Origin of the sequence: Curtobacterium sp. PhB190 (genome assembly GCF_004365385.1) — a bacterium.
In the GTDB taxonomy this organism is placed as follows: domain Bacteria; phylum Actinomycetota; class Actinomycetes; order Actinomycetales; family Microbacteriaceae; genus Curtobacterium.
Map to the genome: position 1 here is coordinate 15,479 of NZ_SODN01000002.1, position 24,109 is coordinate 39,587.

The following is a 24,109-nucleotide window of genomic DNA, read 5'->3' on the forward strand; positions in this document are numbered from 1 at the left end:
CCACACGAGGATAGCAGACCTCCGACGCTGCTCTGGAACCGGGCGAGACGCCCGGGCGTGCCGCGTCGGCGACCGCTAGTTCGCGTTGGTCTGGAGCCACGCCAACGGGTCCACGGGGACCCCGTCGACGTGCACTTCGAGGTGCAGGTGCGGGCCCGTGGAGTTGCCCGTGCTGCCCACGAGACCGAGCTCGTCGCCGACCTCGATCTGCTGACCGGTGACCACCTTGAAGGAGTTGTCCTCCATGTGGCCGTACACGCTGACGAACTGCTTGCCGTCGACGTCGTGCTCCACCCAGACGTCGTTGCCGAAGCCGCCGTCGTTCGCCTGGACCTTGATGACGGTGCCGGCGGCGATGACCCGGATCGGGGTGCCCTCGCCGGGAGCGAAGTCGACGCCCATGTGGTTCGTCGAGCAGAACGAGCAGCCCGCGACCTGACGACCGCCGAAGCCGGAGGTGATCGGGACGCCGGTGAGGAACGGCCACTGGATCGTGCCGGTCGGGTCGTTGGTGAAGCTCGAGGCGTCGACGTTCTTGTACTGCGTGGCGTCCGACACCGTGTACTGGTCGCGGGTCGTCGACCCGTCGGCTGCGGCACTGACGCTCATCGACTGGGTCGCACCGCTCGCCGTCGACCGGGCCGCGGTCGAGCCGGTCTCCGGCACGTAGAGCGCCTGGGCGGGCAGCGACGTCGAGACGACGAGACCGGCGACGAAGAGGAGCGCACCGACGGCCGTCACGCGCGAGGCCGCACGGCGGAACGAGGTACCCTGCTTCCGGGCAGCAGGAGCCGGGGCGGGCACGGCGGCGGTGCGGCTGGCCGCGATGTGCCGGGTGGCGCGGTCGACCTGCACGGCCGGTGCGGCACGGCCGGTCCGCCGACGGGACGCCGGGACCTGGCCGATGACACGGCGGGGCTGCGGTGCGACGGACTCCGCTGCAGCCGTCGCGGTGCGCGGCGCCGTGGCGCGGACGTCCGGCGACGTGGGAGCCGGCGGCGTCGTGATGCGCGAGGCCGGGCGGACCGCCGACTCGGGCAGCGTGGGCGACACCGGTGCGAGGTCGATCGGCGACACGGGAGCCGCGGCCGACGACGGTGTGGTCAGCCCGACGACCTCGTCGAACGACGGACCCGCGGCACGGTCGGGGGTGACGTCCTGCGCGTGGTCCTGCGTGACGGGAGCACCCTTCGCAGCCGCTCGCTCCGCCTCGATCCGTGCTCGTCGGGTCAGGTGGACGACCGGGGTGGCGGCGTCGACGGGACCGGTGGGGACGGACGTCAGTGGGGAGTGGGGCATGCGTGCGGTGGCGATCCTGATCGGGGAAGGGGCGCGCTCGTTGGTAACGAGCAGATAACGGGACCTGAGCACGGTAGCAAACGTCGTCGCACGTCGCCAGTCGTGGTCGTGTCCACCGGGCACCCCCAGACCGAGGGACCGACGGACCTCAGACGCCGAGCGCCTCGGCTTCCAGCCCGCGCAGCAGCGCCTCGAGGTCGTCGGCCACCGCGGGGCTCGCGAACAGGAAGGAACGCGTGCCGCCGGCCTCCCAGATGCGGACCGACGCTCCGGCCTCACGCGCGACGACGGAGCCGCCAGCCATGTCCCACGGGTTGATCCCGCGCTCGTAGTAGGCGTCGACGACCCCGGTCCCGACCGCGCAGCAGTCGAGCGACGCCGCTCCCCCGCGCCGGATGTCCCGCACCTCGCCGATCAGCCCGGCGAGCACGGACACCTGCTCGCGGCGCCGGTCGGCCGTGTACCCGAAGCCCGTCGCCACGAGCGTCTCGGCGAGCGAGGCCGGAGCGCTGACGGACAGGGGGACGCCGTCGCGGGTGGCGCCCTGTCCGGCGGCGGCACGGAACACCACCCCGGTCGCGGGGGCCACCACGACGCCGGCGATCGGCTCCCACGTCGTCGGGTCGGCGGAACCCCGCACGACGCCGATGCTCACGCCGTACTCGGCGCTGCCGTACAGGTAGTTCACCGTGCCGTCGATCGGGTCGACGACCCAGGTGATGCCCGACTCCCCCGACGCCGAGCCGGACTCCTCGCCGTGGAACGCGTCGTCCGGCCGGGCCTCGGCGATCCGGGCGCGGATGAGCGCCTCGACCTCGCGGTCCGCCGCCGTGACCACGTCGACGATGCTCGACTTCCGGTCGGCGACCTCGACGCCCTCGGCCCGTCGTCGTGCGGCGAGCGTGGCCGCTTCGCGCGCGATCGTCTCGGCGAGGTCGGCGAACTGGGACGGTGCGAGGTCGGATGCCATGCACCGATCCTGCCAGGGACGACGAAAGCCCCGTCCGGATCGGACGGGGCTTCGCGATGGTGGCAAGTGAGGGATTCGAACCCCCGAAGGCTACGCCGGCTGATTTACAGTCAGATCCCTTTGGCCGCTTGGGTAACTTGCCATGCGCACCCAGCCGGTGTGATCACCAACCGAAGGCGCGCACAAAAGCATAGCGGATCCGGAACGGTGGTCGTGACCACCGCGAGCCGACCGCCGGAGCCGAACCGGGCCTCCCGTCCGCCGTTAGGCTGTCCGGCATGGCAGACAGTTCCTTCGACGTGGTCAGCAAGGTCGACAAGATGGAGGCGGAGAACGCCCTCAACCAGGCGGCCAAGGAGATCGAGCAGCGGTACGACTTCAAGGGCGCGGACGCGTCGGTCGCCTTCAGCGGCGAGGACGTCCTCATCAAGGCGAACTCGGAAGAGCGCGCGAAGGCCGTCCTCGACGTCCTGCAGAGCAAGGCGATCAAGCGCAACATCAGCCTGAAGAGCCTCGACGCCGGCGACCCCTACCCCTCGGGCAAGGAGTACCGCATCGAGGTGAAGTTCAAGAACGGCATCGAGCAGGACGTCGCGAAGAAGATCGGAGCGTTCCTGCGGGCCAACGCCCCGAAGACCGTGAAGAGCCAGATCCAGGGCGACGAACTGCGGGTCTCCTCGAAGAGCCGCGACGACCTCCAGAACACGATCCAGCTCCTCAAGGGTGAAGAGTTCGACGTCCCGTTGCAGTACATCAACTTCCGCTGACGTCCGTGGAGCACTGGCTCACCGTCGCGATCACGGTCCTGGCCGTCCTGCTGGACCTGGCGATCCGCGTCTTCTCGATCATCTACGTCCCGATCAACCGGAAGCCGCAGACGGCGACCGCCTGGTTGCTCGCGATCTTCCTCATCCCCTACATCGGCTTCATCGTCTTCCTGGTCATCGGGTCGACGAAGCTGCCGCGTGCCCGGCGTGAGAAGCAGACCGAGATCAACGCGTACATCCTCGAGCAGACCGAGGGCATCGAACGCGTGCGCCGTGACCACCCGTGGCCGCTGTGGCTCGAGAGCATCACCACACTGAACCGTGAACTCGGCGCGATGCCGCTGGTCGGCGGCAACTCGGCGGAGCTCTACCCCGACTCCGAGGAGTCGATCGCGGAGATGACCCGGGCGATCGACCAGTCGCGCCGGTTCGTGCACGTCGAGTTCTACATCGCCACGCTCGACGACACCACGCGACCGTTCTTCGACGCGCTCGCCCGTGCACAGGCCCGCGGCGTCACCGTCCGGTTCCTGCTCGACCACTGGGCCAGCCGCGGCTACCCCGGGTACAAGGACACGCTGGCGTTCATGGACCGCGCCGGCATCGAGTGGCACCTCATGCTCCCGCTGCTGCCGCTGCAGGGGAAGTTCCAGCGACCCGACCTCCGCAACCACCGGAAGATCATGGTCATCGACGGCTCGGTCGCGTTCACCGGCTCGCAGAACCTGATCGACCCCTCGTACGACATCAAGTCGCACATCGAGAAGGGCATGGTCTACAAGGACCTGTTCGCCCGGTTCGAGGGACCGGTCGTCGCGGGGTTGAACGCCCTGTTCGTCACCGACTGGTACAGCGAGACGGACGAACTGCTGCTCCGTGAGAGCGACCCCGTCCAGCGGGCCGACCGCGGCGACGCCCTCGACTGCCAGGTCGTGCCGTCCGGGCCCGGGTTCGACGGCGAGAACAACCTGCGCCTGTTCAACGCACTGCTCTACTCGGCGCAGAAGAAGGTGTCGATCACCTCGCCGTACTTCGTGCCGGACGACTCGATGCTCTACGCCATCACGACGACCGCCCAGCGTGGCGTCGAGGTCGAGCTCTTCGTCGGCGAGATGGGCGACCACGCCATGACGTGGCACGCGCAGCGCTCGTACTACGAGGGACTGCTCCGCGCCGGCGTGCGGATCTGGCTCTACCGGGCACCGACGATCCTGCACGCCAAGCACTTCACCATCGACGACGAGGTGTCGGTGATCGGGTCGAGCAACATGGACATGCGCTCGTTCAGCCTGAACCTCGAGGTCTCCGTGATGGTCCGGGGCCACCGCTTCGTCGACGCCCTGCGCGAGGTGCAGGACGCCTACAAGGAGCACAGCTTCGAGCTGACGCTCGATGAGTGGGTCGACCGTCCGCGCCGGTCCAAGGTGCTCGACAACGTCGCGCGGCTCACGGCAGCGCTGCAGTAGCGGACGACCGGGAGGCGCGGCTCGGCCCCGGCAGGGGCGCTCAGCGCATCGGGACGGTGGACGCCAGGGCCGCGACGGCCCGCTCGAGCGGGCCGCGGCCGAGGAACCGGCGCCAGACCATCGCGAACACGACCGAGCCCAGCGCGAACCAGCCCCACGCCTCGGCCGACTCCGGGTACTCGGGAAGCATCGCGATCACCAGGAGGTGTCCCGAGTAGATCGTCAGGGGCATCGACCCGACGGCGGCGAGCGGGAACGCGATCCGCTCGGCGACCCGCCCGCGCCCGTCGAACACCAGGGTGCAGAGGGCGATGACCGCCACCGCCACCCCCGCGGTGCCGATCACGTCGACCGTCGTCGACGAGTGGTCGCGCGGTGACAGGAAGAGCTGGGCGAGGGCCTCGGCCGGCGTGCTGCCCTCGGCGGCGTACGGGACGCCCGGGAACGCGAACGCGGCCCCGGCCGGCAGCGGCGCCAGCACCGTGCCGACGACGTACGCGGTGGCGGCGACCAGTGCGCCGGACGCGAGGAGCACGACCTGCGTGCCCCGCATCTCCAGCCCGGCCCGGGCGACGGCGAGACCGACCAGGACGTACGCCAGGAAGGTGACCACGGGGTAGACCAGGCCGAGCTGCTGTCCGACCATGCCCGCATCGGCGTAGGCCGGTGCGGTCGAGACGGCGACGATCGGCGACAACACGGCGCAGGCGCCCGCGATGGCGAGGAGCCACGCCGGGCGGACCCGGAGCACCGGGATCACCAGCAGGAACAGCACTCCGTACGTCGGCAGGATGACGTAGACCGGGGTGTCCAACGCGATGAGCACGAACCCGATGCCGACGACGGCCGCGGCGCGGACCGCCAGGCGCGCCCGGACCCGCCCGATCGTCGGGGGTCCTGGCGGAGTCGTGCGACCGCTCGTCAGCCCGATCGACACCCCCGCGAGGACGGCGAACAGCGTGGACGGGCGCCCGTGCGCCACGGCGGACCACGTCGACGGATCGGACCAGTCGAGCTGGTCCGCGATGCCGCCGATGTGCGCGGCCATCATGCCGAGCAACGCGACGGCCCGCGCGACGTCGACGCCCTGCAGTCGCACGCCGGACACGGACGCGCCCCGCACCGCGGTGGGCGGGACGGGGCGCGTGTCGGTCATCGGTGTCAGTTCGTGGGCACGTCGACGCGACCGAGGGACACGTCGATCATCTCGTCGCGGGGCACGACCTTGATGCGCTCACGGCCCTCGGCAGCACCGAGCGCGAGCTCGTGGGTGTCCAGGTGGTGCCAGCCCTCGAGGTCGGTGTACTCGACGCCACGCTCGCGGAACAGGGCCGGGATCGCACCCTCGGAGGGGTCCTCCGGCGTCCACCAGCTCGCCTGGTCGTTGACGATGTGCTGCACGGTCTCCATGGCGTCGGACTTCGTGTGCCCGATGAGCCCGACCGGACCGCGCTTGATCCACCCGGTGGCGTAGACGCCCGGGATCTGCTGGTTGTCGTCGTCGAGGACCTGGCCCTCGTGGTTCGGGATGACGCCGTGGCGCTCGTCGAACGGCAGCCCGGGCAGCGGGGAACCGAAGTAGCCGACGGCGCGGTAGGCCGCCTGGATCGGGATCTCACGGATCTCGCCCGTGCCCTCGACACCGCCCTCGCCGTTCGGCCGGGTGCGCTCGTACCGGATCGCGGTGAGGTTGCCCTGCTCGTCGCCGACGAACTCGGTCGGCTTCGCGTAGAAGTGCAGGTGCAGCCGCCGGCTCGCCTGGCCGGTCTCGCGGGTGCGCCACTGCTCGAGCACCCGGTTGATGACCATGACCTGCTTGTTCGTGGCGATCGCGGTCTTCGACGCCTCGTCGTGGTCGAAGTCCTCGTCGTAGACGACCATGTCGACGTCACGGACCTCGCCGAGCTCGCGGAGCTCGAGCGGCGTGAACTTGACCTGGGCGGGACCACGGCGGCCGAAGACGTGGACGTCCGTGACGGGCGACGCCTTGAGGCCCTCGTACACGTTCGCCGGGATCTCGGTCGGCAGCAGGTCGTCGGCGTGCTTCGCGAGGATGCGGGAGACGTCGAGCGCGACGTTGCCGACCCCGATCACCGCGACGCTCTCCGCGGTCAGCGGCCAGGTGCGCGGGACGTCGGGGTGGCCGTCGAACCAGCTGACGAAGTCGGCGGCACCGTAGGAGCCCCGGAGGTCGACGCCGGGGACGTCGAGGTCGGCGTCCTTGATCGCGCCCGTCGAGAAGACGACCGCGTTGTAGTGCTTCTTGAGGTCTTCGAGGGTGATGTCCTCGCCGAAGCGGACGTTGCCGAACAGCCGGACGACACCGCGGTCGAGTACGTCGCGCAGGGCGTTGACGATGCCCTTGATCCGCGGGTGGTCGGGTGCGACGCCGTAGCGAACGAGTCCGTACGGCGCGGGGAGCTGCTCGAACAGGTCGATCGACACGTCGTGTCCGTGGGCCTCGCGCAGCAGGATGTCCGCGGCGTAGATGCCGGCGGGTCCGGCGCCGACGATGGCGATTCGGAGGGTGGGCACTGATCGTCTCCAGTTCGTTCGGGTGGGGTGCTCCCGGTGGTGCGTCCCGCGCGGCGACCGTGGGGTCGTCCGGTCGCGGGTGGTGTTCAGCGGCTGCGGTCGACGACGGAGTCGGCGAAGCGGGTGAGTGCCCGCTTGACGGTGCCGTCGGGCAGCGGGGCGAGGGCGTCCACGGCTTCGCGGGCCCAGCGGACCGCGACCGTGCGCGTCGACGCGGTCGCTTCGTGGTCACGCAGTGCGGCGACGGCCGACTGGTACGGCACGGAGCCGACCGCGTCGTCCGGGGCGCCGTTCACGTCGCGCTCGATGCGCAGGACGAGGTCCTGCGCCGCCGGGTCGGTCGCCGCGTGCCGACGCAGGTGCAGCATCGGCAACGTGTCGACGCCGGCACGGAGGTCGTTGCCGGCGATCTTGCCGGTCTTGTCCGTCGCCGGTGCCAGGTCGATGACGTCGTCGACGAGCTGGAAGGCGACGCCCACCTTCTCGCCGAAGGTCCCGACGGCGTCGAGGTAGGCACGGTCGGCGCCGGAGAACATGACACCGGCGCGGGCGGCGGTCGCGATGAGCGAACCGGTCTTGTCGCTGAGCACCTGGATGTAGTGCTCGACCGGGTCGTCGTCGGGCTGCGGGCCGGTGGTCTCGTGCAGCTGCCCCATGCAGAGGCGCTGGAAGGTCTCGGCCTGCATCCGGATGCCCTCGGTACCCAGGTCGGCGGTGATGAGGCTGGCGCGGGCGAAGAGCAGGTCGCCGGTCAGGATCGCGACGTTGTTGCCGTACGTGATCTGCGCTGCGGGGACCCCGCGGCGGACGGGCGCTTCGTCCATGACGTCGTCGTGGTAGAGCGACGCCAGGTGGGTCGTCTCGATGCTGACGGCGGCCTTGACCACGGCGTCGGTCACCCCGTCGCCGAGCTGCGCGATGAGCAGCGTCAGCGTCGGACGGATCCGCTTGCCGCCCGCGGACAGCAGGTAGCGGCTCGTGGTGTCGGCGAGGGTGTCCGTGGAACGCATGGCGTCCTCGAGCCCCTGCTCGACGAGCTCGAGACCGTCGTCGACGGCGGCGATGAAGCGGCGGTCGGCGGGCGTGGCGAACAACCGCTCGCCGATGCCCAGCGAGGCGCGGAGGCTCGGCGCGCGACGTGCGACCGGGACGCTCGGATTCAAGTGCTGCTCCGTCTTCGGGGGATGGTGACCGGTCAGTCGTCGGCCGGGTCGACGCGCGGCTGCTCGCCGGTGGTCTGGTGGTCGCGGCGTGCCTTCGCACGACGGGCCGCGGACTCGCGCACCGTGTCGGCGACGGGCTTCCGGCCACGGTGCAGTGCGACGATACCGGCCGTGAGGTTCCGGTAGGCGACCACGGAGAAGCCGACGCCGCGCAGCCACTGGGTGAGGACCTGCTGGTCCGGCCAGGCGTCGATCGACTCGGCGAGGTAGCGGTAGGCGGCGGGGTTGCTGCTCGAGAGCTTCGCGATGCCCGGGAGCACGCGCTTCAGGTAGGTGCCGTAGCCGAGGCGCAGCAGCGCACGCGGCGGGGTCGAGAACTCGCAGATGACCACTCGGCCGCCGGGCTTGAGGACCCGCAGCATCTCGGCGAGCGCCTGCTTCGGGTCGTTCACGTTGCGCAGCCCGAACGAGATCGTGACGGCGTCGAACGTGTCGTCGTCGAAGGGCAGGTGCTCGGCATCGCCCTCGACGAAGGTGATCTCGGGGTGCCGCTCGCGACCGACCGCGATCATGCCGGCGGAGAGGTCGAGCGCGCTGACCTCTGCCCCCTTCTTCGCGAAGGCCGCGGCACTCGTCCCGGTGCCCGCGGCGATGTCGAGGACCTTCTCGCCGGGCTGGGGGTCGACCGCCCGCACCGTGGCGACACGCCACAGCGGTGCGTTGCCCGCCGACAGGATGTCGTTCGTGAGGTCGTACTTGGCCGCGACGTCGTCGAACATCGCCGCCACCTCGTCCGGCCGCTTGTTCAGGTCCGCTCTGCTCACCCGACCAATCCTAGAGGTCCCGACCGCACGTTCACCGGACTCGCAGCAACGGCCCACTCGTCGAGCGCGCGGCCAGGTGGTCCACCGACCGCGCGTAGCATCGGAGCCGTGACCCGAACCACCACGGCGGCGCCCCCGCTGACGGTCTCCACCCGGATCCTCGACGACCCGGGCACCGTCCTCCGCCACACCCTGCGCGACCGTCCCCTGGCCTTCGTCCGGAACGGTGACGGCATCGTCGGCATCGGGGAGGCGCTGCGGTTCACGTTCACCGGCCCCGACCGGATGCGCGACGCCGCCGCGGTCTGGCGCACCGTCGTGGAGTCGGCCGTCGTCGACGACCCGGTGCAGCTGCGCGGCTCCGGCCTGGTCGCGTTCGGCTCCTTCGCCTTCGCCGACGACTCCGCCGACGAGAGCGTCCTGATCGTCCCGCGCGTGGTCATCGGCCGTCGGCGCGGCAAGGCCTGGCTCACGGCGATCGACACGACCGTCGGCGCCGAGCCGCTCACGTTCACGCGGACCTCGGTGCCGGTCCCCCACGTCGGACCACACGTCTCCGTCGCGCTGCACCCCGGCCGGATCGACGAGGCCGCCTACGCCGCGAACGTCGCCGAGGCCGTGCGACGCATCGCCGCCGGGAGCGCGCAGAAGGTCGTCCTCGCCCGCGACCTCGTCGGCGAGATGCCAGCGGACGCCGACCACCGCGCCCTGCTGCTCGACCTCGCCGCCGCCTACCCGCAGTGCGTCACCTTCGCGGTCGACGGCCTGGTCGGTGCGACCCCCGAGACGCTCGCCCGCACCGACGGCACCCGGTTGACGGCGCGGGTGCTGGCCGGCAGCGCCGCACGCGGCGAAGACGAGGTGTCGGACCGTGCCGCTGCCGAAGCCCTTGCCGCCAGCGCGAAGGACGTCGAGGAGCACGCGTTCGCGATCGACAGCCTGCTCGCTTCGCTCCGCCCGCTCGTGACCGAGTTGCGCGCCGACCCCGAGCCGTTCCGGCTGCAGCTGCCGAACCTGTGGCACCTGGCGACCGACGTGCAGGCGACCCTGCCGCCGGACACCACCTCGCTCGACGTCGCCGACGCCCTGCACCCGACGGCCGCCGTCGCGGGCACCCCCACCGACGTGGCCGTCCGGCTCGTCGCCGAGCTCGAGGGCGTCGACCGCGGTCGCTACGCCGGCCCGGTGGGCTGGATGAGCGCCACCGGCGACGGTGAGTGGATGCTGGCGCTCCGCAGCGCCCGGATCGACGACGACGGCACCGTCCGGGCCTGGGCGGGTGCGGGCGTCGTCGCGGGGTCGGAACCGGCGCGCGAGGTCGCCGAGACCGCCCTGAAGTTCCGACCGGTCACCGACGCGCTGGCCTGAGCGCCGCGTCAGTCGGCCAGCGGGACCTCGATCACGACCCGCTCGGCCGGGTCGGTGAGCACCCGCTCGAGGTCGCCCCACGTCTCCGCGCGGCGGTACTCCCAACCGAGGCCGGTCACGACCCGTTCGACGTCGACGTGCTGCGGGGTCGACATCATCCGGCGCATGTCCTCTGGTGGAGTGGTGCGTGCCACCTCGAGCCCGCGGAAGATCGCGCCGCCGTGGTCGTTGCCGACGACGACCTGGACCCGGTGCGTGCGCTCCTCTGTCCCGGTGACGAACGCCCCGAGGTCGTGCAGCAGGGTCAGGTCGCCGAGCAGCACGCGCGTGGTGCCGACCGACGCCGACGACTGTTCGAGGGCCGCGGCGATCCCGAGCGCCGTCGACACGGTGCCGTCGATGCCGGCGAGCCCACGGTTCGCGTGCACCCGGATCTTCTTGCCGAGCACGCGCCCGTCGGCGACGCGGATGATCTGCGAGGCGCCGAACACGAGCCGGTCGTGCGGCCACGTCACGCCCCACACGGCGTCGGCGAGCATCGCGCGGTCGACGGGTCGGCGGCGGAGGGCGACCTCGTCGCGCAGGAACTTGTTGCGCTCGGCACGGTCCGGGGACCGCTTGGCGCCGAGGTCGGGTCCGGCGTCACCATCGCCCAACAGCTGACGGCTCGCGCCGACCCAGCGGCCGACCCACGCACGGTGCTCCGGCCGGGTCCGGCCCGTCACGCGGACGTCGGACACGAAGGTGGTCAACGATTCGCTGGGCCCACGCCGCCGGTTCCCGGGCGACGCGCCAGCGGCGTCCGGGCCGTGCCGGTGGGGAGAGGCGCGGGCCGGGTCGAAGGGGTCGGCCGCGTGTCCGCGGACGACGATCGTCTCGACCCCCTGCCGCTGCAGGAGCGCCGGGACCTCGCGGCTCAGGGTGGGGTGACCGAGCACGACGGCACGACGGACCGCTCCGCCGAAGTCCTGGTCGCGCAGGAGTTCGCGGTAGGTGACGACGAGGTTCCGGCCGAACCGTGCGCCGCTGGAGACCTCGGCGAGCAGGGGCGCCCCGAGCTCCCACGCGATGCGCTCGGCGTCCTCGCCGGCGTCGTGCCCGGCGATGACGACCGTGCCCGGCTCATCGTCCGGCGACAGCTCGGCCACCGGGAGTCCGCCGTGCGCACGACGGGTGGCGAACGCGGTGTCGACCTCGTCGTCGGAGACGCCCTGCACGCGCTCGGCGTCGAGGCCGGCGGACAGGGGTTCACGGAACGCGACGTTGAGCTGCGCTGGCCCCGGTTGTCCGGTGTGTCCGGCGGCCGCGGCGACTGCCTGGCGGGCGAGGTCGCGGAGCGCTGCACGCACCGAGGCGTCGGCTCCGTGCGCAGAGGGCGCCTCGACGTCGCGGACGAAGGCGACCGCGTCGCCGAACATCCCCGGCTGGACGGTGGTCTGGTTGCTGCCGATGCCGCGGAGCTCGTCCGGCCGGTCGGCGCTCAGCACGATCATCGGCACACCGGAGTGGTGCGCTTCGAGGACGGCAGGGTGCAGGTTGGCGACGGCGGTGCCCGAGGTCGTCACGACGGCGGCCGGTCGACCGGACTCCACCGCGAGCCCGAGGGCGAAGAACCCGGCGGTGCGCTCGTCGAGCCGGACGTGGACGGTCAGGCCGCCGGCTCGCTCGAGGGCGACGGCCGCGAGCGCCAGGGCCTGGGATCGCGAGCCCGGACTGACGACGACATCGGTGACGCCGGCGCGGACGAGTTCCTGCAGCAGCGTCAGGGCAGCGTCCGTCGCCGGACTGCCCGATCCGGCGGGACCGTCAGCGATCGGTGCGGCCGTCGTCGTCTCGGTCGTGGAACTGGTCTTCGAGGTCTCGGAGGGTCGCGTCGTCCTGGTCCTTGTCCGTGAGGGTGTCCCCCGGAACGGGCGTGGTGCCGAGGAAGTCCGGGTCGTCTTCGGGTCCACGGTACCGGGCTGTCGTGCCCGGGGACGCCGGCGAGCGGCCGAGCAGGAACCAGAGCACCCCACCGAGGACGGGGAGGACGATCACGAGGAGGATCCAGACACCCCGCCTGAGGGATCGGACACGTTCGCGGGGCATCGTCGCGCAGTCGATGGCCGCGTACACCGTGAAGGCGACAGCGGCGACGACGACGATCAACCACAAGCGGACCATGCCCAGGAGTCTAGGTCGCGAGCCTGTGACGACCCTGCCGGTCGGCCGTCCGTAGACTCGCAGGGTGAAAGCGTGGCTCCTGTACACCCTGGCCCGGCTCGGCATCTTCGCGGCGGCGCTCGTGCTCCTCCGGCTCCTGACCCCGATGCCCTGGTACTGGGCGACGATCATCGCCGCCCTCGTCGGGCTGCTGGTGTCCTACATCGCGCTCGCCGGACTCCGCACCAAGGTCGCCCTGAGCCTGGCGAACCGCCGCGGTGGCCCGGAGCGCGATGCGGACACCGACTTCGAGGACGACTTCGTCGACGCGGCGGACACCGACGCCGCGGACACGCCGACCGTGCGCCCGGTGTCGGACGCCGACCGGCACGCCGCGCGCCGGGACACCGACGCGGAGTAGTCCGGCGGAGTCCTACGGCTGGACGGCGAGCGTGATGCCGAGCACGACGCCGAAGACCAGCGAGGCGAACGACGACAGCTGCAGTGCCGTGATGAGTTCACGGGGCTTGCGGGACGACACCCCGATCGCGAGCGCCGGCAGGGCCAGCAGCAGCGAGAAGTACGTGAAGCCCGTGCGGAAGTAGAGCAGGACGAACCAGAGCAGCACGACGTACGGCAGCAGCAGGAACAGGCCGTACAGCACCCGTGCCACCGGTCGTCCGACGACGACGGCCAGGGTGCGCTTGCCGGCGAGACGGTCCTCGTCGATGTCGCGGATGTTGTTCACCATCAGGACCGCGCAGGCGAAGAACCCGGCGGCGACCGCGGCGGCCCACCCGCTCGTGGTGGCCTGGCCGATGAGCACGTACTGGGTGCCGAGCACGGCGACGAGTCCGAAGAACACGAAGACGAAGACCTCGCCGAGCGCGTTGTACCCGTAGGGCTTCTTGCCGCCGGTGTAGAACCACGCGGCGACGATGGCCGCGGCGCCGACGAGCAGCAGCCACCACAGCTGGGTGAGCACCACGATGACGATCCCGGCGACGGCAGCCAGCCCGAAGAACGTCAGCGCGACGGTCAGCACCGTGCCGGGCTTCGCGAGGCCGGCCCCCGTCAGTCGAGCGGGGCCGACGCGGTACTCGTCGGTGCCGCGGACCCCGTCGGAGTAGTCGTTGCTGTAGTTCACGCCGATCTGCAGGAACAGTGCCACCGCGAGGGCGAGCAGCGCGATGGCGAGGTGCCCGTCCTGCGCCAGGAACGCACCGAAGTCGCCCGTGGTGCCGCTGTCGACGAAGCCCACGGTGGTGCCGAGCACCACGGGGACGACGCCGAGCGTCAGCGTGCGGAGTCGTGCCCCGCCGATCCAGTCCCGCGCGGTCGCCCGGCGCTTCGAGCGGACCGGGGTCGCAGCCTTCGCCGGGTTGCCCGAGCGGCCCTGCTTGTGCGTCGTGTTCTTCGTTCGTGCCACGACCACCGATCCTATCCGCGCCGCGTCGCACTGCACCGCGGTGCCGACGCGCGGGCCTACGAGGACGCCAGGTCCTGGATCGCCCGCCGGTCGGGTTTGCCGGACGCGAGCATCGGCAGCCGGTCGACCACCACCACCGCGGCCGGACGTGCGGCTCGGCCGAGGGCGTCGCCCACGTGGGACCGGACGGTGTCGAGGTCGAGCGGTCGCTCGGTGACCACGACCGGCACCTCGCCCCACTCCCCCGAGGCCCGTCGGGTGACGACTGCGCCGTGCTGGTCGGGCAGGTCGCGCACGAGCCGCTCCACCGCGCCGAGCCGGACCTTCTCGCCGCCGGAGATCACCACGTCGTCGAGGCGTCCGAGCACCCGGACCACCCCGTCCGACACCGTGGCGGCGTCCCCCGTGCGGTACCAGCGCAGGCCGTCGCGCTCGCCGAACGTCGCGGCCGTGCGGTCCTCGTCGCCGAGGTACCCCTCGGCGAGCATCGGACCCGCCAACTGGAGCTCGTCGTCCACCACCGCGGTGCGGACGGTCCCGAACGGCACGCCGTCGTACACGCAGCCGCCGCTCGTCTCGCTGGCGCCGTAGGTCGTCACGATGCGCACGCCTGCGGCGACCGCTCGCTCGCGGAGCGCCGCCGGGGTCGCCTGCCCGCCGACGAGGACCGCGTCGAACCTGCCCAACGCAGCCGTCGCGCGGTCGTCGTCGAGCACGCGGGCGAGCTGCACGGGGACGAGCGACGTGTAGCGACGGGGCGCCGCAGGGCCGGTGACGAGCTGGTCCGCGGCGTCCGCGAACGCCGTGGCGTCGAAGTGCCCCGGTGCCACGACGACCGGCGTCGTCCCCGCGGCGATCGAGCGGGTCAGGACGTTGAGGCCCGCGATGTAGTGCGTGGGCAGCGCCAGCACCCAGCTGCCCGGTCCGCCGAGCGCTGCGTCCGCCGCTGCGGCACCGGCGAGGAGCGCCTCGGACGAGAGGGCCACGCGCTTGCCGGTGCCGGTGGACCCGCTCGTCTCGACCACCAGGGCGACCCGCTGCCGGACCTCGGCCGGTGGCAGGGTCGGCAGCGCCGGTGCTCCCTCGGCGACGGGGAGCAGCGCGGGGCCGCCGGCGAGCGCTGCCTCCAGGCCGCGGAGCACCGCCAGCGGATCCGACGTGCCCAGCGCGACCAGCGGACGGCTCATGCCGGCACCGCCGGGCTCAGTAGTGCCACGGGAACGACGTCCACTCGGGGGCGCGCTTCTCGAGGAACGAGTCGCGGCCCTCGACGGCCTCGTCGGTGCCGTAGGCGAGCCGCGTCGCCTCGCCCGCGAAGACCTGCTGCCCGACCATGCCGTCGTCGACGGCGTTGAACGCGTACTTGAGCATCCGGATCGCCGTCGGGGACTTGCCGAGGACGATCTCGCCCCAGCGGATCGCCTCGCGCTCGAGGTCCTCGTGCGGGACGACCGCGTTCACCGCACCCATCTCGTACGCACGTTGCGCCGAGTACTCCTGCGCGAGGAAGAAGACCTCGCGCGCGAACTTCTGGCCGATCTGCTTGGCGTAGTAGGCGCTGCCGTACCCGCCGTCGAACGACCCGACGTCGGCGTCGGTCTGCTTGAACCTGCCGTGCTCGGCGCTCGCGATGGTCAGGTCGCAGATCGCGTGCAGCGAGTGCCCGCCGCCGGCTGCCCAGCCGGGGACCACGGCGATGACGACCTTGGGCATCATGCGGATCAGGCGCTGCACCTCGAGGATGTGCAGTCGTCCCATCGACGCCTGCGCGGCGGCGGGGTCGACTCCTTCGGGCGGCGCACCCTCGTCGCCGACGTACTGGTAGCCGCTGCGCCCCCGGATGCGCTGGTCGCCGCCGGAGCAGAACGCCCAGCCGCCGTCCTTCGGGCTCGGACCGTTGCCGGTCAGCAGGACGACGCCGACGCGGGGGTCCTGGCGGGCGTCGTCGAGCGCCCGGTAGAGCTCGTCGACGGTGCGCGGACGGAAGGCGTTCCGCACCTCGGGCCGGTCGAACGCGACCCGGACGATCCCCTTCGAGACGTGCTTGTGGTACGTGATGTCCGTGAACTGCTCCGCGATCGGAGCCGCGGTCCAGACGTCGGGGTCGAACAGGTCGGAGACGGGAGCAGCCATGCCCCCAACGTACCGCCGCCGTCAGGCGCCCATGCCGGTCAGGACCTCGGGCGCGACGAACACCAGGATCACGATGAGGATCACCGGGTTGGCGAAGAAGGCCACCACGACACCGATCGCCCCGTACCACCGGCCGAGGCCACCGACGGCCGCGACGAAGCCGAGCACCGCCGCGATGAGGGTCAGGAACACCACGACGAAGCAGATCCCGAACGCGAACTCGGTGTCACCGCCCATGAAGACCGCGAAGGCGCTGGCGTCCACCGCAGCGGACACCACCGCGAGGCCGAGGGCGATCTTGCCGACGATCGGGCTGCGGCGCTTCCGACCCGCCGTCTGGCGGACGTCGACGGTGTTCTGCTGCATGAGCCGCGCGAACTCGTCGGTGTCGCGACCGGGGCGCTGCGCACGCTGCTGCGGTTCCCGCGCCACCGCGCCTCCCTCGTTCCGGACGGTTCGATCCGGGTCGTGACCAGTGCCGACCGAGGCCGACCGATGCATGCTAATGCCCTGCCCTGGCGGTCCCCTCCGAGGAACCGGCAGGTGCCCTGGGTGCGGTGGGAGGATGGCCGACGTGCTCCCCGACCTCGCCGAACTCACCGCCGACGCGCACGTGGTCGCCCTGCCCATGCGGGTGCGGTTCCGCGGCATCACCACGCGCGAGGCGCTCGTCCTCCGCGGCCCCTCGGGCTGGACCGAGTTCTCACCCTTCGTCGAGTACGACGACGCCGAGGCCGCCGCGTGGCTCCGGGGCGCGATCGACTTCGGCTGGACCGAGCACGAGGCCGCCGCCGACTCGGTGCCGGTGAACGCCACGGTGCCGGCGATCGCCCCGGACCAGGTCGCCGCACTGCTCGCGCGCTACCCCGGGTGCACCACCGCCAAGGTCAAGGTCGCCGAACCCGGTACCACCGTCGACGACGACGTCGCCCGGGTCGCCGAGGTCCGACGGGTGATGGGCCCCGGGGCCGCCGTCCGGGTGGACGCCAACGGACTGTGGAGCGTCGACCAGGCCACCGAGGCGCTCGAACGCCTCGCTCCCTTCGACCTGCAGTACGCCGAGCAGCCCTGTCGGACCGTGCCGGAGCTCGCCGCGCTGCGGGCACGGATCGACGGCCTCGGGGTGCGGATCGCCGCGGACGAGAGCGTTCGCAAGGCCGCTGACCCCCTCGCCGTCGCACGAGCCGGAGCGGCTGACGTCCTGGTCGTCAAGGCGCAACCGCTCGGGGGCATCACCGCGGCGCGTACGGTCATCGCCCAGGCCGGGTTGCCGTGCGTGGTCTCCAGCGCGCTCGACACCTCGGTGGGGCTCGGCATGGGCGCGTTCCTCGCCGCGGCTGCGATGTCCCCGGGGTACGCAGCCGGGCTCGGGACCGCCGCGATGTTCGCGTCCGACGTCACCGCGGACCCGCTCCTGCCGGTCGGGGGCCGCGTGCCGGTGCGACGGGTCGCGGTGTCGGCGGACCTGCTCGACCGGAACGCCGCGTCGCCGGAGCGCACGGCGTGGTGGCTCGCGCGGGTGGCGCGGGTGCACGCCGTACTGGCCGCCGCGTAGACCCGTCTTCCCGGCCCTGCACGCGACCGGACGACGGGCGGGAGGCACGGTGCCAGCTGGCACCGTGCCTCCCGTCCGGTCCTGGTCGCGACCAGAGCCGCGTCAGTGACGCGCGTCGCTCACAGGCCCGAGTAGCTGTGCAGGCCCTTGAAGAAGACGTTCACGACCGAGAAGTTGAACATCACGGCGGCGAAGCCGATGAGCGCCAGCCACGACGACCGCGCACCGCGCCAGCCGCGGGTCGCACGGGCGTGGATGTACCCGGCGTAGACGACCCAGATGATGAAGGTCCAGACCTCCTTGGTGTCCCAGCCCCAGTACCGGCCCCAGGCACGCTCCGCCCAGACCGCACCGGCGATCAGGGTGAAGGTCCAGAGGACGAAGCCGACGAGCAGGACGCGGTAGGTCAGGACCTCGAGGCGGTCGGCGTCCGGCAGGGTCGCCATGAAGCGGAGCTTGCCCGAGGCGGTCCGGCCCTGGCGGTACGTCTGCACGAGCTGCGCCACCGCGAGCCCCGCACCGAGCGCGAAGAACCCGGTGCCGGCGATCGCCACGAAGACGTGGATGACGAGCCAGTACGACTGCAGCGCCGGCTGCAGCGGCACGACGGGCACCCAGTAGTTCACCGTCGCGATGCCGAGCAGGATGATCGTCAGCCCGGTGATGAAGACGCCGAGGAACTTCAGGTTCTGCCAGAACTGCACGAGCAGGAAGATGAGCGTGATGAGCGCCGTGCCGGTGAGCGAGAACTCGAACATGTTGCCCCACGGCACACGGTCGGCCGCGATGCCGCGCAGGACCACCGATGCGACGTGCAGCACCAGCGCGAGGATCGTCATGGCCATGCCGACGCGCTCGAACTTCGTGCCGCGCGCGGCCGAGCCGCCGGCGTTCGCCGGGGGTGCCGCGACCGGTTCGAGCACGACGGTGCCGCCCCGGACGGTGGCGACGGTCTTCGCCGAGCGGGCCGCGCCCACCGAGGCGGTCGCTGCAGCGTCGTCCGAGTCCGCACCAGCGTTCTTCGCCGCTGCCGTCACCTCGCCGGAGCGTTTCGCCATGTCCAGCGCGAACGAGATGAACGCGATGACGTAGACCGCCATCGCGGAGTACGTCAGCACGACCGAGTAGGTCGCGAGGTTCGTGGTCATGTCGTTCACTGGGGCATCCTAACTCCGAGGTCCGACGTGTGGCGCTGTGCGATGTCCGCGACGGCCCGTTCGAGGTTGGGGTCCTCACCGCGGGCGAGGCCCGCGTACTCCAAGTCGTACTCGCCGTGCTCTGCGCCCTTGCGGGGGACGACCTTCACCCACACGCGTCGGCGCGGGACGAAGAGCGACGTGAGCAGCCCGAGCGTCGAGAGCAGCGCGAAGGCGGCGACCCACGCCTGCGATGGGTCGTGGTGCACGTCGAGCGACACGTAGCGCTTGACGCCGTCGAAGGTGATCGACCCGGCACCGTTCGGCAGCTTCTTGGTCTGCCCGGGCTCGAGCGCGATGCTCGCCGTGTCGGACTGACGGCCGGCGATCTGCGTGAGGCCCTTGGTGTCGAGCGTGTAGACGCTCTGCGGCACGCCGCTGTCGAGGCCGAGGTCGCCGGTGTAGACCTGCAGCGTCAGCAGCGGGTTCTGCGTGTCCGGGTAGGCGCTCGTGTACGCACCCGAGGCGAGCTTCGACGCCGTCGGGTAGAAGAACCCGACCATGCCGAGCTGGTCCGGCAGCGCGTCCGGCACCTTGATGACGCCGGTGGAAGTGTAGTTGGCGTCCTCGGGCAGGAACGGCACGACGTCCTGGAACGCCACGTTGCCCTCGCCGTCGCGCACCGTGACGTTCATCGCGTAGCCGTTGCCGAGCAGGTAGACGTTGGTGCCGCCCACGTGCAGCGGGTCGTTCACGCCCAGGCGGCTGGTCGTCGACTCGCCGCCCTTCTCCTTGCTCGTCACGGTCGCCGAGTAGTCGAGCGCCTGGCCGAGGGCGTCGAGGTTGCGCTCCTCGTACTTCGTGACGAACTTGTCGAGCGTCAGGTTGTAGCCCTTGAGGTCGGTCTGCTGGAACCAGCGACCCGGGTTGAACGAGTCGTAGGAGCCGAGGACGTTCGAGAACGTCTGCCCCTCGACCAGCAGCCGCTGGCCGGTGAACCCGAACCCGCCGCCGACACCGACGGCCAGCAGGACACCGACGAGCGCCGCGTGGAACACCAGGTTGCCGGTCTCGCGCAGGTAGCCGCGCTCCGCGCTCACCGAGTCGCCGAAGCGCTCGACGCGGTACCCGGAGCGCTTCAGGATCGTCATCGCGCGCGTGACCGCGTGCTCGCTGGACGGGAGGCCCGTGGTCACGTCGATCCCGGTGGTGCCGTCGATCATCGCGTCGGGCTGCACCGCCACGGTGCGGAAGCCCGCCAGTCGCGTCAGGCGGACGGGGGTCCGGGGCGGACGGGTGCGGAGCGCCTGCCAGTGGTGCTTCGTGCGCGGCACGATGCAGCCGATCAGGGAGACGAACAGCAGGAGGTAGATCGCCGAGAACCACACCGAGGTGTAGGTGTCGAAGACCTGCAGCTTGTCGAGGATCGGGTAGAGCGTGGCGTGGTCGGCCTTGTACTGGACGACACCGTTCGGGTCGGCGGTGCGCTGCGGCACGAGCGAGCCCGGGATCGCCGCGAGGGCGAGCAGCATGAGCAGGAACAGCGCGGTGCGCATGCTCGTGAGCTGTCGCCAGAAGAACCGGAGGGTGCCGACGAAGCCGAGCTTCGGCTGGTTGATGCCGGCGTCGCCGGGGCCGGAGCCGTCGACGTGGTCGGACGGTCGCTGCGGGTCCGACGCGGTGTCGGCGCCCGTCGCTTCGGTTTCGGGATCAGACCGCGGGGACAAAGCTCTGGATCACCGCCCCGACGCTCGACATGACGGCCGACCAGATTCCGGTGACCATGAGCAGACCGATGACGATCAGGATCGCTCCTCCGATGATGTTGACGGTGCGCATGTGCCGCTTCACGGCGCGGATCGCACCGGTCGCCCAGCCGGCCCCGAGGGCGACGAGGACGAACGGGATGCCGAGGCCCAGGCAGTACGCGACGCCGAGCCACATGCCCTGCCAGGCACTGCCCGACTGCACACTGAGCAGGTTGATGGCGGCGAGGGTCGGGCCGAGGCACGGGGTCCAGCCGAGGCCGAACACGATGCCGAGCAGCGGGGCGCCGACGAGTCCGGTCGCGGGTGTCCAGCTCGGCTTGATGGTGCGCTGCATGAACGTGAACCGGCCGACGAACACCAGCCCCATCGCGATGACGACGACGCCCAGGATCTGCGTGATGAGGTCGCGCCACCGCACGAGCCAGAACCCGAGCGCGCCGAACACCGTCGTGTACGCGACGAAGACCGCCGTGAAGCCGAGGATGAACAGGAGCACGCCGAGCACGACCCGCCCTCGGCGCTGCCCGCCCTCGGCGATCCCACCGACGTACCCGAGGTAGCCGGGCACGAGCGGGAGCACACAGGGCGACAGGAACGAGACGAGCCCCGCGAGCGCCGCCACGGGCAGCGCGACGGCCATCTGGCCGCTGAGGATCGCCTCGGCGAAGGGGTTGGAGGCCACGGGTCAGGAGGCCTTGCCGGCGTCGACTTCGTCGCTGATCAGGGTCTTCAGGATGCTCGTGCCGTCGACGGCGCCGAGCACCCGGGCAGCCACGCGGCCCTTGGTGTCGAGGACGATCGTGGCCGGCACGGCGTTCGGGGCGATCTGACCGGACAGGGCGAGCTGCATCGTGCCGGTCTTCTGGTCGAGGACCGTCGGGTAGTCGACGCCGAAGGTGCGCTCGAAGGCGGCTGCGGTCGCTGCCTCGTCGCGGACGTTGACGCCGATGAACGCGACGTCGTCGGCACCGGCGTAGGACTCGTGCACCTCGTTGAGGTACTTCGCCTCGGCGCGGCACGGCGGGCAGCTCGCGTACCAGAAGTTCAGGACGACGACCTTGCCCTTGAGGTCCTTCGACGAGACGGTGTCGCCGTCGGAGTCCTTCGCCTCGAAGTCGACCGCGTCGGACCGCTTGTCGGCGGTGACCTCGGTCACCGCGCCGTCGCCGGAGATGTAGTTCTGGGTGGTGCCGTTGCCGTACTGCTTGGCGAGGCCACCGTTGTCCGACGAGCACCCGGACAGGACGAGCGCCGCGGCGACCGCCGTCGCTGCGAGGACCGCGAACCGCTTGCTGATGACGCTCACACTGCTCCTTCGTCGATGGCGGTCGCGCGCAGCTCCTGCGCGGGATCCGTGTACCCGACCTCGGTGAACCGACCGGTCGACGTGGCGGGCACCCGTTCGACGGTCGTGATGCTCGACAGGTCGCAGCGGCGCTTGCGTGGGTCGTGCCAGAGCGACTCCCCCGCGAGCTTCCGGTGGACCGTCCAGATCGGCAGCTGGTGGCTGACCAGGACGACGTCGCCGCCGTCCACGCTCTCCCACGCCGTGGTCATCGCGGCGAGCATGCGGTTCGCGATCGACTCGTACGCCTCGCCCCAGCTCGGCCGGAACGGGTTCGCGATCCAGGGCCACTCCGCCGGACGGCCGAGCGAACGCTTCGTGAAGCCCGGGGGCTGCCCCTCGTACCGGTTCGTCGGCTCGATCAGGCGCTCGTCCAGCGTGACGTCGAGCCCGTACGCAGCCGACCACGGCGCCGCGGACTCCTGCGTGCGCTGCAGCGGCGAGGCGACGATCCGGCGCACGTCGACACCGGCGTCCTTCCACGCGGTCGCCGAGGCGAGGGCCATCTGCTTGCCGAGGTCGCTCAGTCCGAAGCCCGGGAGCCGCCCGTACAGGACGCGGTCGGGGTTGTGCACCTCACCGTGCCGGACGAGGTGGAGTCGGGTGGCGGGCATGGGTTCCAGTGTAGGTCGCCCACCGGTGCTCACCGGCCCCACAGCCGATTCACCGGATGCGGAAGCGCTCAGCCGAGCTCGCCCGACAACCGCCCGTGGATGGCCACCGACCCGGTGTTGAGGCCCACGACCTCGACCGTGGACCCGTGCTTGGCGAACCGCTGCTCGACGCCGTCCAGTGCCGCGACCGTCGAGGCGTCGAAGACGTGCGCGTCGGACAGGTCGATGACCACGTGCTCCGGGTCCTCGGCGTAGGAGAACCGCGTGACGACGTCGTTCGACGACGCGAAGAACAGGGCGCCGCGCACCCGGTACCGCACGGTGTGCTCGTCGACCGGCTCGCGGACGACGGTGACGACGTGGGCCGCCCGGCGAGCGAAGACCAGTGCTGCGACGACGACCCCGACGAGCACGCCGGTCGCGAGGTTCTCGGTCACGACGACCACCACGACGGTGATGAGCATGACGGCGGTCTCCCCGAGGGGCATCCGCCGCAGGGTGCGCGGACGGATGCTGTGCCAGTCGAAGGTCGCCACGCACACCATGAGCATCACGGCGGTCAGCGCGGCCATCGGGATCTCGGCCACGAGGTCGTGCAGCACGATCGTCAGGACGAGTACGGAAGCACCGGCGACGAAGGTCGAGATCCGGGTCCGTGCGCCCGCGGTCTTCACGTTGATGACCGTCTGGCCGATCATCGCGCAACCACCCGTCCCGCCGAAGAACGCCGACGCGATGTTGGCGACGCCCTGCCCCCAGGACTCCCGCCACTTGCTCGAGCCGGTCTCGGTGATGGAGTCGACGAGCTGCGCGGTCAACAGGGTCTCGATGAGGCCGACGATCGCGACGCCGAACGCGTACGGCGCGATGATCTGCAGCGTCTCGAAGGAGAACGGGGTGACGATGCCGTTGAACCCGGGTAGTGCGGTGGGCAGTTCGCCCTCGTCGCCGACCGTGGGGACGACGACGCTGAAGAGCATCGTGATGCCGGTGATCACGACGACCGCGATGAGCGGCGCGGGCACCGCCTTGGTCAGGAACGGGAAGCCGACGATGATCGCGATGCCGAGGGCGGTGAGCGGCCAGACGACGAACGGGACGTCGGGGCCGAGCAGGTTGGGCAGCTGCGCGGTGAAGATGAGGATGGCCAACGCGTTGACGAACGCCACGTTGACGCTGCGCGGGATGAAGCGCATCAGGCGCGCGACCCCGAGGAACCCGAGCACGAGCTGGAACACGCCGCCGAGGACGATCGCGGGCACGAGGTACTCGATGCCGTGTTCGCGGACGAGCGGCGCGATGACCAGGGCCACCGAACCGGCCGCGGCGGACACCATCGCCGGACGGCCGCCGACGATCGAGATGACGACCGCGATGATGACGCTCGAGAACAGGCCCACCGCGGGGTCGACCCCGGCGACGACGGAGAACGAGATCGCCTCGGGGATGAGCGCGAGCGCGGTGACGACACCGGCGAGGACCTCGCGGGTGAGCATGCGGGGTGAGCGGAGGGCGGTGAGGACGCTCGGGGCCGCCGGCGCGTGTGTGATCACGGACATCGATCGGAACTCTACCCTCACGTGAGGGTAGAGTT

The 24,109-nt window shown here is 71.3% G+C and carries 23 protein-coding genes and 1 tRNA gene; 5 read left to right on the forward strand and 19 right to left on the reverse strand.

The genetic code is table 11. From position 1 onward, the window contains the following. Positions 1–75: 75 nt before the first annotated feature. The 3 genes from EDF47_RS02765 to EDF47_RS02775 form a co-directional block, all read right to left on the reverse strand. The gene (locus EDF47_RS02765) at positions 76–1,299 is read right to left on the reverse strand and encodes a M23 family metallopeptidase (protein ID WP_133937863.1); all 1,224 of its coding nucleotides are present in this window, start codon (positions 1,297–1,299) and stop codon (positions 76–78) included. Positions 1,300–1,447: 148 nt separating this feature from the next. Next, the gene (locus EDF47_RS02770; RefSeq protein ID WP_131845701.1) at positions 1,448–2,269 is read right to left on the reverse strand and encodes an inositol monophosphatase family protein; all 822 of its coding nucleotides are present in this window, start codon (positions 2,267–2,269) and stop codon (positions 1,448–1,450) included. Positions 2,270–2,326: 57 nt separating this feature from the next. Continuing rightward, positions 2,327–2,411, reverse strand: a tRNA-Tyr gene (locus tag EDF47_RS02775). A 136-nt stretch (positions 2,412–2,547) separates the two neighbouring features. Between EDF47_RS02775 and EDF47_RS02780 the strand changes: the two genes are divergently transcribed. Together EDF47_RS02780 and cls are read left to right on the forward strand one after the other, a co-directional pair. Next, the gene (locus tag EDF47_RS02780) at positions 2,548–3,036 is read left to right on the forward strand and encodes a YajQ family cyclic di-GMP-binding protein (protein WP_111084269.1); all 489 of its coding nucleotides are present in this window, start codon (positions 2,548–2,550) and stop codon (positions 3,034–3,036) included. Positions 3,037–3,041: 5 nt separating this feature from the next. Next, complete coding sequence (cls, locus tag EDF47_RS02785) at positions 3,042–4,502, forward strand: cardiolipin synthase (RefSeq protein WP_123338849.1); 1,461 nt, start codon at positions 3,042–3,044, stop codon at positions 4,500–4,502. A gap of 40 nt (positions 4,503–4,542) precedes the next feature. On the opposite strand, the gene EDF47_RS02790 is transcribed toward cls, so the two are convergent. From EDF47_RS02790 to EDF47_RS02805, 4 genes are all read right to left on the reverse strand, one after another. Beyond that, complete coding sequence (locus EDF47_RS02790; RefSeq protein ID WP_133937865.1) at positions 4,543–5,658, reverse strand: heparan-alpha-glucosaminide N-acetyltransferase domain-containing protein; 1,116 nt, start codon at positions 5,656–5,658, stop codon at positions 4,543–4,545. Positions 5,659–5,663: 5 nt separating this feature from the next. Further along, positions 5,664–7,037 (reverse strand): FAD-dependent oxidoreductase, encoded by a 1,374-nt coding sequence (locus EDF47_RS02795; RefSeq protein WP_133937867.1) that lies wholly within the window; start codon positions 7,035–7,037, stop codon positions 5,664–5,666. Between the two features lie 86 nt (positions 7,038–7,123). Continuing rightward, positions 7,124–8,200, reverse strand: a complete 1,077-nt coding sequence (locus EDF47_RS02800) for a polyprenyl synthetase family protein (protein WP_111084273.1) — start codon at positions 8,198–8,200, stop codon at positions 7,124–7,126. A gap of 32 nt (positions 8,201–8,232) precedes the next feature. Next, positions 8,233–9,024: a demethylmenaquinone methyltransferase gene (locus EDF47_RS02805; protein ID WP_111084274.1), complete on the reverse strand. Its 792-nt coding sequence runs from the start codon at positions 9,022–9,024 to the stop codon at positions 8,233–8,235. A 108-nt stretch (positions 9,025–9,132) separates the two neighbouring features. Here EDF47_RS02805 and EDF47_RS02810 point away from each other — a divergent pair, with 108 nt between their 5' ends. Further along, on the forward strand, positions 9,133–10,392 hold the full coding sequence (locus tag EDF47_RS02810; protein WP_131879301.1) for an isochorismate synthase: 1,260 nt from the start codon (positions 9,133–9,135) through the stop codon (positions 10,390–10,392). Positions 10,393–10,400: 8 nt separating this feature from the next. Here the strand turns inward: EDF47_RS02810 and menD are convergent, their stop codons facing one another. Both menD and EDF47_RS02820 read right to left on the reverse strand, forming a co-directional pair. Continuing rightward, positions 10,401–12,206: a 2-succinyl-5-enolpyruvyl-6-hydroxy-3-cyclohexene-1-carboxylic-acid synthase gene (menD, locus tag EDF47_RS02815; protein WP_133937996.1), complete on the reverse strand. Its 1,806-nt coding sequence runs from the start codon at positions 12,204–12,206 to the stop codon at positions 10,401–10,403. Next, complete coding sequence (locus tag EDF47_RS02820) at positions 12,199–12,555, reverse strand: PLD nuclease N-terminal domain-containing protein (protein WP_131921755.1); 357 nt, start codon at positions 12,553–12,555, stop codon at positions 12,199–12,201. Before EDF47_RS02820 ends, menD begins: the two co-directional genes overlap by 8 nt. Before the next feature lie 64 nt (positions 12,556–12,619). Between EDF47_RS02820 and EDF47_RS02825 the strand changes: the two genes are divergently transcribed. Beyond that, complete coding sequence (locus EDF47_RS02825; RefSeq protein WP_123292098.1) at positions 12,620–12,955, forward strand: DUF4229 domain-containing protein; 336 nt, start codon at positions 12,620–12,622, stop codon at positions 12,953–12,955. A gap of 12 nt (positions 12,956–12,967) precedes the next feature. On the opposite strand, the gene EDF47_RS02830 is transcribed toward EDF47_RS02825, so the two are convergent. The 4 genes from EDF47_RS02830 to EDF47_RS02845 are packed head-to-tail and all read right to left on the reverse strand — an operon-like array spanning position 12,968 to position 16,528. Next, a complete protein-coding gene (locus tag EDF47_RS02830; RefSeq protein ID WP_131879304.1) occupies positions 12,968–13,969 on the reverse strand; it encodes a 1,4-dihydroxy-2-naphthoate polyprenyltransferase in 1,002 nt (333 codons plus the stop codon). Between the two features lie 50 nt (positions 13,970–14,019). Further along, positions 14,020–15,150, reverse strand: a complete 1,131-nt coding sequence (locus EDF47_RS02835; protein WP_123938610.1) for an AMP-binding protein — start codon at positions 15,148–15,150, stop codon at positions 14,020–14,022. Between the two features lie 16 nt (positions 15,151–15,166). Then, positions 15,167–16,096 (reverse strand): 1,4-dihydroxy-2-naphthoyl-CoA synthase, encoded by a 930-nt coding sequence (locus tag EDF47_RS02840; protein ID WP_111084280.1) that lies wholly within the window; start codon positions 16,094–16,096, stop codon positions 15,167–15,169. A 21-nt stretch (positions 16,097–16,117) separates the two neighbouring features. Further along, a complete protein-coding gene (locus EDF47_RS02845; protein ID WP_123292094.1) occupies positions 16,118–16,528 on the reverse strand; it encodes a hypothetical protein in 411 nt (136 codons plus the stop codon). A gap of 133 nt (positions 16,529–16,661) precedes the next feature. Between EDF47_RS02845 and EDF47_RS02850 the strand changes: the two genes are divergently transcribed. Next, a complete protein-coding gene (locus EDF47_RS02850) occupies positions 16,662–17,651 on the forward strand; it encodes an o-succinylbenzoate synthase (protein ID WP_133937869.1) in 990 nt (329 codons plus the stop codon). Positions 17,652–17,770: 119 nt separating this feature from the next. Here the strand turns inward: EDF47_RS02850 and ccsB are convergent, their stop codons facing one another. From ccsB to EDF47_RS02880, 6 genes are all read right to left on the reverse strand, one after another. After that, the gene (gene ccsB, locus EDF47_RS02855) at positions 17,771–18,799 is read right to left on the reverse strand and encodes a c-type cytochrome biogenesis protein CcsB (RefSeq protein WP_123938775.1); all 1,029 of its coding nucleotides are present in this window, start codon (positions 18,797–18,799) and stop codon (positions 17,771–17,773) included. Positions 18,800–18,804: 5 nt separating this feature from the next. Continuing rightward, on the reverse strand, positions 18,805–20,514 hold the full coding sequence (locus EDF47_RS02860) for a cytochrome c biogenesis protein ResB (protein ID WP_216834452.1): 1,710 nt from the start codon (positions 20,512–20,514) through the stop codon (positions 18,805–18,807). After that, complete coding sequence (locus tag EDF47_RS02865) at positions 20,498–21,196, reverse strand: cytochrome c biogenesis protein CcdA (RefSeq protein ID WP_123292336.1); 699 nt, start codon at positions 21,194–21,196, stop codon at positions 20,498–20,500. Before EDF47_RS02865 ends, EDF47_RS02860 begins: the two co-directional genes overlap by 17 nt. 45 nt (positions 21,197–21,241) lie before the next feature. Then, a complete protein-coding gene (locus EDF47_RS02870) occupies positions 21,242–21,862 on the reverse strand; it encodes a TlpA disulfide reductase family protein (protein ID WP_123339052.1) in 621 nt (206 codons plus the stop codon). Further along, a complete protein-coding gene (locus tag EDF47_RS02875) occupies positions 21,859–22,515 on the reverse strand; it encodes a histidine phosphatase family protein (RefSeq protein WP_123292091.1) in 657 nt (218 codons plus the stop codon). Before EDF47_RS02875 ends, EDF47_RS02870 begins: the two co-directional genes overlap by 4 nt. A gap of 68 nt (positions 22,516–22,583) precedes the next feature. Further along, positions 22,584–24,074: a SulP family inorganic anion transporter gene (locus EDF47_RS02880; protein WP_132100045.1), complete on the reverse strand. Its 1,491-nt coding sequence runs from the start codon at positions 24,072–24,074 to the stop codon at positions 22,584–22,586. Positions 24,075–24,109 lie beyond the last annotated feature (35 nt).

Bases quoted from the DNA above. Each gene is read 5' to 3' on its own strand.
- EDF47_RS02765 (WP_133937863.1), bottom strand. From the start codon at position 1,299: ATGCCCCACTCCCCACTGACGTCCGTCCCCACCGGTCCCGTCGACGCC.
- EDF47_RS02770 (WP_131845701.1), bottom strand. From the start codon at position 2,269: ATGGCATCCGACCTCGCACCGTCCCAGTTCGCCGACCTCGCCGAGACG.
- EDF47_RS02780 (WP_111084269.1), top strand. From the start codon at position 2,548: ATGGCAGACAGTTCCTTCGACGTGGTCAGCAAGGTCGACAAGATGGAG.
- EDF47_RS02790 (WP_133937865.1), bottom strand. From the start codon at position 5,658: ATGACCGACACGCGCCCCGTCCCGCCCACCGCGGTGCGGGGCGCGTCC.
- EDF47_RS02820 (WP_131921755.1), bottom strand. From the start codon at position 12,555: ATGGTCCGCTTGTGGTTGATCGTCGTCGTCGCCGCTGTCGCCTTCACG.
- EDF47_RS02835 (WP_123938610.1), bottom strand. From the start codon at position 15,150: ATGAGCCGTCCGCTGGTCGCGCTGGGCACGTCGGATCCGCTGGCGGTG.
- EDF47_RS02840 (WP_111084280.1), bottom strand. From the start codon at position 16,096: ATGGCTGCTCCCGTCTCCGACCTGTTCGACCCCGACGTCTGGACCGCG.
- EDF47_RS02850 (WP_133937869.1), top strand. From the start codon at position 16,662: ATGGCCGACGTGCTCCCCGACCTCGCCGAACTCACCGCCGACGCGCAC.
- ccsB (WP_123938775.1), bottom strand. From the start codon at position 18,799: ATGACCACGAACCTCGCGACCTACTCGGTCGTGCTGACGTACTCCGCG.
- EDF47_RS02865 (WP_123292336.1), bottom strand. From the start codon at position 21,196: ATGGCCGTCGCGCTGCCCGTGGCGGCGCTCGCGGGGCTCGTCTCGTTC.
- EDF47_RS02875 (WP_123292091.1), bottom strand. From the start codon at position 22,515: ATGCCCGCCACCCGACTCCACCTCGTCCGGCACGGTGAGGTGCACAAC.
- EDF47_RS02880 (WP_132100045.1), bottom strand. From the start codon at position 24,074: ATGTCCGTGATCACACACGCGCCGGCGGCCCCGAGCGTCCTCACCGCC.